Annotated in this window: 14 protein-coding genes; 12 read left to right on the forward strand and 2 right to left on the reverse strand. The window is 36.7% G+C overall.

Going from position 1 to position 12911, the window contains the following annotated elements; translation table 11 throughout:
- Positions 1–51 precede the first annotated feature (51 nt).
- Both recF and yaaA read right to left on the reverse strand, forming a co-directional pair.
- Entirely contained in the window at positions 52–1167 is a 1116-nt protein-coding gene (recF, locus tag K1I71_RS05985) for a DNA replication/repair protein RecF (RefSeq protein ID WP_223330467.1), read from the reverse strand.
- Positions 1168–1169: 2 nt separating this feature from the next.
- Positions 1170–1538, reverse strand: coding sequence for a S4 domain-containing protein YaaA (gene yaaA / locus K1I71_RS05990; protein ID WP_223330468.1), 369 nt, complete (start codon positions 1536–1538; stop codon positions 1170–1172).
- A 158-nt stretch (positions 1539–1696) separates the two neighbouring features.
- On the opposite strand from yaaA, the gene yfmF reads away from it, so the two are divergent.
- From yfmF to tsf, 12 genes are all read left to right on the forward strand, one after another.
- The gene (gene yfmF / locus K1I71_RS05995; RefSeq protein WP_223330469.1) at positions 1697–2947 is read left to right on the forward strand and encodes an EF-P 5-aminopentanol modification-associated protein YfmF; all 1251 of its coding nucleotides are present in this window, start codon (positions 1697–1699) and stop codon (positions 2945–2947) included.
- A complete protein-coding gene (gene yfmH / locus K1I71_RS06000) occupies positions 2944–4227 on the forward strand; it encodes an EF-P 5-aminopentanol modification-associated protein YfmH (protein WP_223330470.1) in 1284 nt (427 codons plus the stop codon). Before yfmF ends, yfmH begins: the two co-directional genes overlap by 4 nt.
- A 41-nt stretch (positions 4228–4268) precedes the next feature.
- Positions 4269–5096 carry a cytoskeleton protein RodZ gene (gene rodZ / locus K1I71_RS06005; RefSeq protein WP_020902620.1) on the forward strand — a complete coding sequence of 276 codons (828 nt, stop codon included), beginning with the start codon at positions 4269–4271 and terminating at the stop codon, positions 5094–5096.
- Positions 5097–5106: 10 nt separating this feature from the next.
- A complete protein-coding gene (pgsA, locus tag K1I71_RS06010) occupies positions 5107–5652 on the forward strand; it encodes a CDP-diacylglycerol--glycerol-3-phosphate 3-phosphatidyltransferase (protein WP_000712122.1) in 546 nt (181 codons plus the stop codon).
- Positions 5649–6476: an energy-coupling factor ABC transporter ATP-binding protein gene (locus K1I71_RS06015; RefSeq protein WP_000843636.1), complete on the forward strand. Its 828-nt coding sequence runs from the start codon at positions 5649–5651 to the stop codon at positions 6474–6476. Before pgsA ends, K1I71_RS06015 begins: the two co-directional genes overlap by 4 nt.
- A complete protein-coding gene (locus K1I71_RS06020) occupies positions 6461–7300 on the forward strand; it encodes an energy-coupling factor transporter ATPase (protein ID WP_033687611.1) in 840 nt (279 codons plus the stop codon). The genes K1I71_RS06015 and K1I71_RS06020 overlap by 16 nt, the downstream gene beginning before the upstream one ends.
- Entirely contained in the window at positions 7293–8087 is a 795-nt protein-coding gene (locus K1I71_RS06025; RefSeq protein WP_045605299.1) for an energy-coupling factor transporter transmembrane component T family protein, read from the forward strand. Before K1I71_RS06020 ends, K1I71_RS06025 begins: the two co-directional genes overlap by 8 nt.
- Positions 8088–8145: 58 nt before the next feature.
- Positions 8146–8964, forward strand: coding sequence for a rod shape-determining protein MreC (mreC, locus tag K1I71_RS06030; RefSeq protein ID WP_001078994.1), 819 nt, complete (start codon positions 8146–8148; stop codon positions 8962–8964).
- Positions 8964–9458, forward strand: coding sequence for a rod shape-determining protein MreD (gene mreD, locus K1I71_RS06035; protein ID WP_001249446.1), 495 nt, complete (start codon positions 8964–8966; stop codon positions 9456–9458). Before mreC ends, mreD begins: the two co-directional genes overlap by 1 nt.
- A 93-nt stretch (positions 9459–9551) precedes the next feature.
- On the forward strand, positions 9552–10784 hold the full coding sequence (pcsB, locus tag K1I71_RS06040; protein WP_045605294.1) for a peptidoglycan hydrolase PcsB: 1233 nt from the start codon (positions 9552–9554) through the stop codon (positions 10782–10784).
- Positions 10785–11008: 224 nt separating this feature from the next.
- A complete protein-coding gene (gene rpsB / locus K1I71_RS06045; RefSeq protein WP_000268459.1) occupies positions 11009–11788 on the forward strand; it encodes a 30S ribosomal protein S2 in 780 nt (259 codons plus the stop codon).
- Positions 11789–11866: 78 nt separating this feature from the next.
- Positions 11867–12907, forward strand: a complete 1041-nt coding sequence (gene tsf, locus K1I71_RS06050; RefSeq protein WP_000808071.1) for a translation elongation factor Ts — start codon at positions 11867–11869, stop codon at positions 12905–12907.
- Positions 12908–12911: the final 4 nt, after the last annotated feature.

Raw genomic sequence — 12911 nt, forward strand, 5'->3', positions numbered from 1 at the left:
ATGGGACTTTTTTTCTACACAAAAATAGGCTCCATAATATTTATAGGAGATTTACCCACTACAAATATTATAGAGCCCATTTACAATAACTTTACCATCCTGAATAGTGAAAATACTTAGATTTTCTGGTAAATTTTGAAGATGATCTAAGCTTGTTGTTGTAATAAAGGTTTGGATTGAATGAGAAATCGTTTCTAATAATTTTAGTTGTCTAGTGTTGTCAAGTTCACTCATAACATCGTCAAGCAATAATATCGGAGATTCTGTAGTAATACTTTCCATTAACTCGATTTCTGCTAATTTTATAGAGAGGACGAGACTACGATGTTGACCTTGACTTCCAAAACTAGCATCCATCCCATTTATATAAAAATAAATGTCATCCCGATGAGGACCAACACCAGTGTTCTTTTTAAATAAATCTCTGGACCTACTTTTTTCTAAAGCAATTTTGAAAGATTCTGATAAGTCTTCTTTGTCAGTTGGCTTGACAGAAGATTGATAGGATATTGACAACTCTTCAATCTGATTAGAGAGTTCAAAATGTTTCTTACGACCAAATGATTCTAGTTTTTTTATGAAATCTAAGCGGTGATTCATTACACGACATCCATAATCAACTAGCTGATCATCTAACACAGAAAGGAATGTTTCATCTATTTTTTGAGCTGATTTTAAATAGGTATTTCTTTGCTTAAGAATATGGTTATAATTGGTTAAATCTGATAAATAGATTGGCTTAATTTGTCCAAGCTCCATATCAATAAATTTTCGTCGAACTGAAGGTGCTCCTTTAATTAGTTGTAAATCTTCAGGAGCAAATAAGACAACATTCATATGTCCGACATAATCTGAAAGGCGTGCCTGTTTTAAATGATTAACTTTTGTCACACGGCCTTTTTGTGTTAGTTCGATTTCTAGAGGAATGGATCCAGTTTTTTTCTGAACGAGACCTGAAAGATGAAGTTGTTCCTCATCAAAATGAATGAGATTTTTATCTGTTCGAGTTCGATGACTGCGTGTTAAGGCTAAAAAATAGATAGCCTCTAACATATTTGTTTTACCTTGTGCATTGCGTCCTAAAAAGATATTTAATTTAGGATTAAAGTCTATTTTCGTCTCTTTATAGTTACGAAAAGTCTTGAGAGATAGGTGTTGTAGCCACATGATTATCTACCAGGGAATCGTGGAGCTTGTTTGCTTTTAGGTGATGAAGTAGGTTTCGATTTGTCTCTTTTAAATCCCTTATTCATCTCTTTGACAAGTTTAGCGATCCGTTCTTTTTCAACTTTATCAGCTTGATATTCCTCTTGCTCCTCAGAAGTAGGTTGTGTCAATAAGATGTCAATATTCATGTCAGGGATGTCAACTTTATCACCAATACGAAGTTTTTTACCACGACGACTCTCTAATTCCCCATTAAAGTAAACAGAATGTTCAGAGAGAAATGATTTGATAGCTCCTCCACTATGTGTAATTCCAAGTTCTTTGAGTAGTGCTTGGAGGGTAATAAATTCTTCAAATAATTTGTATTCCATAATTCACCTCAATCTTTGGTATTATACCATATTTTCCTAAAAATAGTGAGAGAAATAGGGAGAAATGTAAGCGATTTTTATTTCAAAAGTGTTACAGAGAACAAGAAAATTTCAGGTTTTCGTGATATAATAGAAGTCTGTATATAAGGAGGTAAATCATGGAGTTAGTGAATGGAATTTCAACACATTTTATCCAATCAAAAAAGTTTAAAACGAACAAAATCACCGTGCGTTTTACCGCTCCATTATCTCTTGATACTATTGCAGGTCGCATGTTGAGTGCGAGTATGCTAGAGACTGCTAATCAGATGTACCCTACTTCTCAAGATTTGAGAAAACATTTGGCCAGTCTATACGGTACAGATATGTCAACCAATTGTTTCAGAAGAGGTAAAAGTCATATTGTAGAATTGACATTTACCTATGTTCGTGATGAGTTTTTGAGTAGGAAAAATGTGCTAACTTCTCAGGTTTTGAAACTAGTAAAAGAAACTCTTTTTTCACCCATGCTAGTTGATAATGGATTTGATCCGTCCTTATTTGAAATTGAGAAAAAGCAATTGCTAGCAAGTTTAGCAGTTGATATGGATGATTCTTTTTATTTTTCACATAAAGAATTAGACAAAATATTTTTTCATGACGAACGTCTCCAATTGGAATATAGTGATTTACGAAATCGTATTTTAGCTGAAACTCCACAGAGTTCTTATTCTTGTTTCCAAGAATTTTTGGCCAATAATCGAATAGATTTCTTTTTCCTAGGTGATTTTAATGAGGTTGAAATTCAAAATGTATTAGAATCATTTGGCTTTAAAGGTCGAAAAAGAGATGTGAAGGTTCAGTATTGTCAACCTTATTCCAATATCCTGCAGGAAGGTATGGTTCGGAAAAATGTGGGACAATCCATTTTGGAATTAGGTTATCATTGCCCTTCTGAATATGGTGATGAGCAACATTTACCCATGATTGTAATGAATGGTTTACTTGGTGGATTTGCTCACTCTAAACTATTTACAAATGTCCGTGAAAATGCTGGATTGGCTTATACTATTTCAAGTCAGCTTGATTTATTTAGTGGATTCTTGAGGATGTATGCTGGCATTGATCGAGAAAATCGGAATCAGGCTCGAAAAATGATGAATAATCAACTGCTTGATTTAAAAAAAGGTTATTTTACAGAGCTTGAGTTAGAGCAGACCAAGGAAATGATTCGTCGGTCTTTGTTACTTTCTCAAGATAATCAATCTTCATTGATTGAACGTGCTTATCAAAATGCCTTACTTGGAAAATCTTCAGCAGACTTTAAAAGTTGGATTGCAAAACTCGAGCAAGTTGACAAAGATGATATTTGTAGAGCAGCTAATAATGTGAAACTACAAGCGATTTACTTTATGGAAGGAACAGAATGACAAAGGTTGTTTTTGAAGAAAAATACTATCCAGCTGTAAAAGAAATGGTTTATCGAACTCGTTTGGCCAACGGATTGATAGTAGCTCTTCTACCTAAAAAGGAATTTAAAGAGGTTTACGGGAGTGTAACTGTACAGTTTGGTTCGGTAGATACGCTTGTCACAGAAGTTGACGGAGATGTAAAAGAATATCCTGGAGGAATTGCTCATTTTCTTGAACATAAATTATTTGAGAGAGAAGATGCTAGCGATTTGATGTCAGCTTTTACGAGTCTAGGTGCAGATAGTAATGCCTTTACAAGCTTTACAAAAACAAGCTATCTTTTTTCAGCAACGGATCATCTCTTAGAGAATGTAGATTTACTTGATGAATTGGTGACATCAGCACATTTTACTGAAGATTCCATTTTAAGAGAGCAGGATATTATTCAGCAAGAACGAGAAATGTATCAAGATGATCCAGATTCGTGTTTATTCTTTTCAACTTTAGCGAATTTGTATCCTGGTACACCTTTAGCAACTGATATAGTTGGAAGTGAGGAGTCCATTTCCCAAATTAATCTAACTAATTTGCAAGAAAATTTCACAAGATTTTACAAACCTGTAAACATGTCTCTGTTTTTAGTTGGCAATTTTGATGTGGATCAAGTACAGGACTATTTTGAAAGAAAAGAACTGAAAGATTCAGATGTTCAGGAAGTAGCAAGAAAAAAGTTGCTTTTACAAGATGTAAAGCGAACAGACAGTATGAGAATGGAAGTTTCTTCTCCCAAACTAGCGATTGGAGTTAGAGGTAAGCGAGAAGTTGCTAAAGCTGATTGCTATCGACATCATATTTTATTAAAATTATTATTTGCAATGATGTTTGGTTGGACTTCGGATCGTTTTCAAAAATTATATGAATCAGGTAAAATTGATGCGTCCTTATCTCTGGAAGTTGAAGTAACAAGTCGCTTTCATTTTGTTATGTTGACAATGGATACAAAAGAGCCAGTTGCTTTATCTCATCAGTTTAGGAAGGCCATTCGTAATTTTACAAAGGATTTAGATATTACAGAGGATCATTTAGATATTATCAAAAGAGAGATGTTTGGAGAATTTTTCAGTAGCATGAACTCTCTTGAATTTATTGCAACGCAATATGATGCTTTTGGAAAAGGTGAGACAATCTTTGATTTGCCGAAAATTTTACAGGAAATTACTTTAGAGGATGTCCTTGAAGCAGGGCATCACTTAATAGATGAAGGGGATATAGTTGATTTTACAATATTCCCATCATAGTAACTAATCATAATAGACACTAGAAAGAAGGAATGATAAGTATGAGGAAAAAAACAATTGGTGAGGTTTTACGTTTAGCTAGAACCAACCAAGGGTTGACTTTAGAAGAATTACACAAAAAAACAGAAATTCAGTTGGATATGTTGGAAGCTATGGAAGCTGATGATTTTGATCAACTGCCTAGTCCATTTTATACTCGTTCTTTTTTGAGAAAGTATGCGTGGGCAGTTGAACTTGATGAGCGAATTGTCTTGGATGCTTATGATTCTGGGAGCATGATTACTTATGAGGAAGTAGATGTTGATGAAGACGAGTTGACAGGTAGGAGACGTTCAAGTAAGAAAAATAAGGCATCATTTTTACCTTTATTTTATTTTATACTTTTTGCACTATCGATTGTCATTTTTGTGACTTATTATGTTTGGAATTATCTCCAGACTCAACCGGAGCGTTCGTCTGCGTCTAGTTATAGTGTAGTCCAAGCAATAAGTTCGACTAGTTCTGTAACTCCATCTTCAAGCAGTAGCTCATCTAGTAGTTCTTCAAATATAGAACCTGCTATAAGTGTATCAGGTGAAGGAAATCGAGTAGAAGTTGCTTATAAAACGAGCAAGGAAACTGCAAAATTGCAATTATCAGTGTCAGATGCTAGAAGTTGGGTTAGTGTTTCAGAAAGTGATCTTGAGGGTGGTGTGACTTTATCACCGGATAATAAAAGTGCGGAAACAAGCGTTTCAACTAAAAATCCTGTGACAATTACTTTAGGTGTTGTCAAAGGTGTTGCCTTAACAGTAGACAATCAGACTGTTGATTTATCGAAATTAACAGCTCAGACTGGAAAAATCGCTGTAACCTTTACTAAAAATTAAGGAAAAACGAATGAAAAAAGAACAAATTCCAAATATCTTAACAATAGGTCGAATTCTCTTTATACCTATTTTTATCTTTATTTTAACAGTAGGAAATTCGATAGAGAGTCATATGGTAGCAGCTATTATCTTTGCTATTGCCAGTATTACAGACTATTTAGATGGATATTTAGCTCGTAAATGGAATGTGGTTAGTAATTTTGGTAAATTTGCAGATCCTATGGCGGATAAGCTACTAGTTATGTCGGCTTTTATTATGCTGATTGAGTTAGGAATGGCTCCAGCTTGGATTGTTGCAGTGATTATCTGTCGTGAGTTGGCTGTGACAGGTTTAAGACTTTTATTAGTTGAAACTGGTGGAACAGTTTTAGCAGCAGCAATGCCTGGAAAAATTAAAACTTTTAGTCAGATGTTTGCCATTATTTTCTTGCTATTACATTGGACTTTGCTTGGTCAAGTTCTACTTTATGTAGCCTTGTTTTTCACTATCTACTCTGGCTATGATTATTTCAAGGGTAGTGCCTATGTATTTAAAGGGACATTTGGTTCGAAATGAAATCAGTAATTGATGTAAAAAATCTTTCTTTTCGCTATAAGGAAAGTCAGGAATATTACGATGTGAAGGATATTACGTTTCACGTGAAACGTGGAGAATGGCTTTCGATTGTAGGGCATAATGGTAGTGGTAAATCAACGACGGTTCGCTTAATTGATGGCTTACTGGAAGCAGAATCCGGAGAGATTGTAATTGATGGCCAACGGCTGACTGAGGAAAATGTTTGGAATATACGTCGTCAAATCGGTATGGTTTTTCAAAATCCAGACAATCAATTTGTTGGAGCGACTGTTGAAGATGATGTTGCCTTTGGTTTGGAAAATCAGGGACTTTCTCGTCAAGAAATGAAAAAGAGAGTGGAAGAAGCTCTGGATTTGGTTGGCATGTTGGACTTTAAAAAGAGAGAGCCAGCGCGTCTATCAGGTGGCCAAAAGCAACGTGTGGCTATTGCAGGTGTTGTAGCCCTAAGACCAGCTATTTTAATCTTAGATGAAGCAACGAGTATGTTGGATCCTGAGGGACGTAGAGAACTGATTGAGACAGTAAAAGGAATTCGGAAAGACTATGATATGACGGTCATTTCCATTACACATGATTTGGAAGAAGTTGCCATGAGTGATCGTGTGTTGATCATGAAAAAAGGGTCAATTGAATCAACTAGTAGTCCAAGGGAGCTTTTCTCTCGAAATGATTTGGATCAAATTGGATTAGACGATCCTTTTGCTAATCAATTAAAACATTCTTTGAGCCAGAATGGCTATGATTTGCCTGAAAATTATTTGACAGAAAGTGAGCTAGAAGATAAGCTATGGGAATTGCTCTAGAAAATGTGAGTTTTACGTATCAAGAAGGGACTCCCTTAGCGTCAACAGCTTTGTCAGATGTTTCTTTGACGATTGAAGATGGTTCTTATACGGCCTTAATTGGCCACACAGGTAGTGGTAAATCAACTATTTTACAACTATTAGATGGTTTATTGGTGCCAAGCCAAGGGAGTGTGCGGGTTTTTGATACCTTAATCACCTCGACTTCTAAAAATAAAGATATTCGTCAAATTAGAAAACAGGTTGGCTTGGTATTTCAGTTTGCTGAAAATCAGATTTTTGAAGAAACGGTTTTGAAGGATGTTGCTTTTGGACCGCAAAATTTTGGAGTTTCTGAAGAAGATGCGGAGCAGATTGCGCGTGAGAAACTGGCTCTGGTTGGAATTGATGAATCACTTTTTGATCGTAGTCCGTTTGCGCTATCAGGTGGACAAATGAGACGTGTCGCCATTGCAGGCATACTTGCCATGGAACCAGCTATATTAGTCTTAGATGAACCCACAGCAGGCCTAGATCCCCTGGGAAGAAAAGAGCTGATGAATTTGTTCAAAAAACTCCACCAGTCAGGGATGACCATTGTCTTGGTAACGCATTTGATGGATGATGTTGCTGAATATGCGAACCAGGTATATGTGATGGAAAAGGGACGTTTAGTTAAGTTTGGTAAACCTAGTGATGTCTTTCAAGATGTTGTTTTTATGGAAGAAGTTCAGTTGGGAGTACCTAAAATTACAGCTTTTTGTAAACGATTGGCTGATAGAGGCGTGTCATTTAAACGATTACCGATTAAGATAGAGGAGTTCAAGGAGTCGCTAAATGGATAGTATGATTTTGGGGCGTTATATCCCAGGGGATTCGATAGTTCACCGATTGGATCCACGCAGCAAATTACTGGCTATGATGCTACTGATTTTGATCGTTTTTTGGGCTAATAATCCCTTGACGAATCTGATTCTTTTTATAGCGACAGGGATCTTTATTGCCTTGTCAGGAGTATCTCTTTCATTTTTTATTCAGGGCTTGAAGTCTATGTTTTTCTTGATTGCCTTCACAACTATTTTTCAACTGTTTTTCATTTCTAATGGGAATGTTTTATTTGAGTTTTCGTTTGTGAGAATCACGGATTATGCTTTGCAACAAGCTGGAATTATCTTTTGTCGCTTTGTATTGATTATTTTCTTTTCTACTTTGTTAACCTTAACGACCATGCCCTTAAGTTTGGCATCAGCTGTCGAAGCTCTATTAGCACCTTTAAAGAGTATGAAAGTTCCAGTTCATGAAATTGGATTGATGCTGTCTATGAGTTTGCGTTTTGTCCCAACCTTGATGGATGATACGACGCGGATTATGAATGCACAGAAAGCGCGTGGAGTGGATTTTGGTGAAGGAAGCATTGTTCAAAAGGTGAAGGCGATGATTCCCATTTTGATTCCTCTTTTTGCGACAAGTTTAAAACGTGCGGATTCCTTGGCTATCGCAATGGAAGCGCGTGGTTATAAGGGTGGAAAAGGCAGAAGTCAATATCGACAATTGAAATGGACTCGAAAGGATACGCTGACCATTCTTGTTATTATCATACTTGGTTGTTGCTTATTTTTCTTAAAATCTTAGTAGCTTTCAGGAATTGATAAAAAGTTACTGTAACAGTTTTTGATATAAAGGTAGGGATATGAACCGTTTTAAAAAATCAAAATATGTCATTATTGTTTTTGTCACTGTTCTGCTTGTGTCAGCTCTCTTAGCGACGACTTATTCAAGTACAATTGTGACAAGATTAGGAGATGGAATCTCAGTGGTTGATAGGGTTGTGCAAAAACCTTTTCAGTGGTTTGATTCTGTCAAATCAGATTTGGCTCATTTGACACGCACTTATAATGAAAATGAAAGTTTGAAGAAACAGATTTACCAATTAGAAGTTAAATCAAATGAGGCGGAAAGTTTAAAGATGGAAAATGAACAACTGCGCCAATTGCTTGATATGAAGTCCAAATTGCAAGCTACAAAGACTTTGGCAGCAGATGTTATTATGCGATCTCCGGTATCTTGGAAGCAGGAGTTGACCTTAGATGCAGGCAAATCAAAAGGGGCTTCTGAGAATATGTTAGCAATTGCAAATGGTGGCTTGATTGGGAGTGTCTCAAAAGTAGAGGAGAACTCTACCATGGTCAACCTTCTGACAAATACGGAAAATGCTGATAAGATTTCTGTTAAAATTCAACATGGTTCTACTACAATTTATGGAATTATTGTTGGCTATGACAAGGAAAATGAAGTTCTAAAAATTAGTCAATTAAATAGTAGTAGCGATATTAGTGCAGGAGATAAGGTGACCACTGGTGGATTAGGAAACTTTAACGTTGCTGATATTCCTGTTGGTGAAGTGGTTGCCACAACGCATAGTACGGACTACTTGACACGAGAAGTAACTGTTAAATTAAGTGCAGATACTCATAATGTGGATGTGATAGAATTAGTGGGGAATTCATAATGAGACAGTTGAAGCGGGTTGGAGTGTTTTTATTGCTTCCTTTCTTTGTTCTAATTGACGCCCATATTAGCCAGCTTCTGGGCTCATTTTTCCCCCATGTACATTTGGCTAGTCATTTTCTGTTTTTATTTCTCTTATTTGAGACGATAGAAGTATCAGAGTATCTCTATTTAGCTTATTGTTTTGTAGTGGGTTTGGTTTATGACATTTACTTTTTCCACTTGATAGGGATTGCGACTTTGTTGTTCGTCTTGTTGGGAGTATTTCTCCATAAATTTAATAGTGTTATTTTATTGAATCGTTGGACGAGAATGTTGGCAATTATTGTCATGACTTTTCTATTTGAGATGGGAGCTTATATACTTGCATTAGTGGTAGGTTTAACTGTGGATAGTATGTCTTTATTTATAGTCTATAGTTTAGTACCATCAATGATTTTGAACCTTATATGGATGATTATCTTTCAGTTTATTTTTGAAAAATTTTACCTATAAGAAAGAAATAAAAATGTAACAAAGGCGTAATATTCATTAGGCCTTTTTTTGGTATACTAGTAATGTCTTTAAAAGAAGGAGTATCTACGAAATATGAAGAAAAAAATCTTAGCGTCACTTTTATTAAGTACAGTAATGGTTTCTCAAGTAGCTGTTTTAACAACTGCGCATGCAGAAACTACTGATGACAAAATTGCTGCTCAAGATAATAAAATTAGTAACTTAACAGCACAACAACAAGAAGCACAAAAACAAGTTGATCAAGTTCAGGAGCAAGTATCTGCTATTCAAACAGAGCAATCAAACTTGCAATCTGAAAATGATAGACTACAAGCAGAATCTAAAAAGCTTGAGGGTGAAATTACAGAACTTTCTAAGAATATTGTATCTCGCAATGATTCATTACAAAAACAAGCTCGTAGTGCTCAAACAAATGGAGCTGCAACAAATTACATCAATACAATTGTAAACTCAAAATCAATTACAGAAGCTATTTCACGTGTTGCTGCAATGAGTGAAATCGTATCTGCAAACAACAAAATGTTGGAACAACAAAAAGCAGATAAAAAAGCTATTTCTGAAAAACAAGTAGCAAACAATGATGCAATTAATACAGTTATTGCAAATCAGCAAAAACTAGCTGATGATGCTCAATCATTAACTACAAAACAAGCTGAGTTAAAAGCTGCAGAATTGAATCTTGCTGCTGAAAAGGCTACTGCAGAGGATGAAAAAGCAAGTTTACTTGAGAAAAAAGCTGCAGCAGAAGCAGAAGCTAAAGCTGCAGCAGAAGCAGAAGCAGCTTATAAAGCTAAACAAGCAAGTCAACAACAAACAGTAGTTGCTTCTGGAAATACAACTTTTACAGCACAAGTTCAAGCACTATCTACTATTTCTTCATCAAGTTCGTCTGAATCATCTTCAAGCAGTGCTTCAACAGAAGCAACAAGCTACACTCCTGCTCCAGTGACACATCGTCCAACATATAGTACAAATGCTTCAAGTTATCCAACTGGTGAGTGTACATGGGGAGCTAAAACATTGGCGCCTTGGGCTGGAGATTACTGGGGTAATGGAGCACAGTGGGCTACAAGTGCAGCTGCAGCAGGATTCCGTACAGGATCTACACCTCAAGTTGGTGCCATTGCATGTTGGAATGATGGTGGATATGGACACGTAGCCGTGGTTACAGCTGTTTCATCATCAACAAGTATCCAAGTATCTGAATCAAACTATGGTGGAAACCGTACAATCGGAAATAAACGTGGATGGTTCAATCCTACTACGACTTCAGAAGGTTTTGTAACATATATCTATCCAAACTAATGAATGAAACAAAGAGGCTCGATTTGAGTCTCTTTTATGATTTATATAGTTACCTACTTTAAAAATCTACTAAAATGGCTTGAAAATATTAAAAAAGTATGGTAAAATGAAACTTGTCGTGTGAACGATAATACTCATTCTTGATGAATTGTGAAACAGTTGCCTTTGGGTCGTTTTGCGAGTTGAAGTCAAGAAGAGGAAAAAAACAAAAAGGAGAAATACTCATGGCAGTAATTTCAATGAAACAACTTCTTGAGGCTGGTGTACACTTTGGTCACCAAACTCGTCGCTGGAACCCTAAGATGGCTAAGTACATCTTCACTGAGCGTAACGGAATCCACGTTATCGACTTGCAACAAACTGTAAAATACGCTGATCAAGCATATGACTTCATGCGTGATGCAGCAGCTAACGATGCAGTTGTATTGTTTGTTGGTACTAAGAAACAAGCAGCTGACGCAGTTGCTGAAGAAGCAGTACGTTCAGGTCAATACTTCATCAACCACCGTTGGTTGGGTGGAACTCTTACAAACTGGGGAACAATCCAAAAACGTATCGCTCGTTTGAAAGAAATCAAACGTATGGAAGAAGATGGAACTTTCGAAGTTCTTCCTAAGAAAGAAGTTGCACTTCTTAACAAACAACGTGCACGTCTTGAAAAATTCTTGGGTGGTATCGAAGATATGCCTCGTATCCCAGATGTTATGTACGTAGTTGACCCACATAAAGAGCAAATTGCTGTTAAAGAAGCTAAGAAATTGGGAATCCCAGTTGTAGCCATGGTTGACACAAACACTGATCCAGATGATATCGATGTAATCATTCCAGCTAACGATGATGCTATCCGCGCTGTTAAATTGATCACAGCTAAATTGGCTGACGCTATCATCGAAGGACGTCAAGGTGAAGATGCAGCAGCAGTTGAAGCAGAATTTGCAGCTTCAGAAGCTCAAGCAGATTCAATTGAAGAAATCGTTGAAGTTGTAGAAGGCGACAACGCTTAATTTATACAAATAGTAATTACCTAGGAGGGCGGGGCTTAGCCCGGCTCTCCTATTTTTAAAAAATATAGGAGAATCAAAATGGCAGAAATTACAGCTAAACTTGTAAAAGAATTGCGTGAAAAATCTGGTGCCGGAGTTATGGACGCTAAAAAAGCGCTTGTAGAAACAGACGGTGACATCGAAAAAGCGATTGAATTGCTTCGTGAAAAAGGTATGGCTAAGGCAGCTAAGAAAGCTGACCGTGTTGCTGCAGAAGGTTTGACTGGTGTTTATGTTAACGGTAATGTTGCAGCAGTTATTGAAGTAAACGCTGAAACTGACTTCGTTGCGAAAAACGCTCAATTCGTTGAATTGGTAAATACCACAGCTAAAGTTATTGCTGAAGGAAAACCTGCTAACAATGAAGAAGCTCTTGCTTTGACAATGCCTTCAGGTGAAACTCTTGAAGCTGCATACGTATCTGCAACAGCAACTATCGGAGAAAAAATCTCATTCCGTCGCTTTGCATTGATTGAAAAAACAGACGCACAACACTTTGGAGCATACCAACATAACGGTGGACGTATCGGTGTTATTTCAGTTGTTGAAGGTGGAGACGAAGCACTTGCTAAACAATTGTCAATGCACATCGCAGCGATGAAACCAACAGTTCTTTCTTACAAAGAATTGGATGAACAATTCGTTAAAGATGAGTTGGCACAATTGAACCACGTTATCGACCAAGATAACGAAAGCCGTGCAATGGTTAACAAACCAGCTCTTCCACACTTGAAGTATGGATCAAAATCTCAATTGACTGATGAAGTGATTGCTCAAGCCGAAGCTGACATCAAAGCTGAGTTGGCTGCAGAAGGCAAACCAGAAAAAATCTGGGACAAAATTATCCCAGGTAAAATGGATCGCTTCATGCTTGACAACACTAAAGTTGACCAAGCTTACACACTTCTTGCACAAGTTTACATCATGGATGACAGCAAGACAGTTGAAGCATACCTTGAATCAGTTAACGCTTCAGTAGTTGAGTTCGCTCGCTTTGAAGTTGGTGAAGGTATCGAGAAAGCTGCAAACGACTTTGAAGCTGAAGTTGCAGCTACAATGGCAGCAGCCTTGAATAACTAATAAT

It is taken from the genome of Streptococcus mitis (genome assembly GCF_019929545.1).
In the GTDB taxonomy this organism is placed as follows: Bacteria; Bacillota; Bacilli; order Lactobacillales; family Streptococcaceae; genus Streptococcus; species Streptococcus mitis_BU.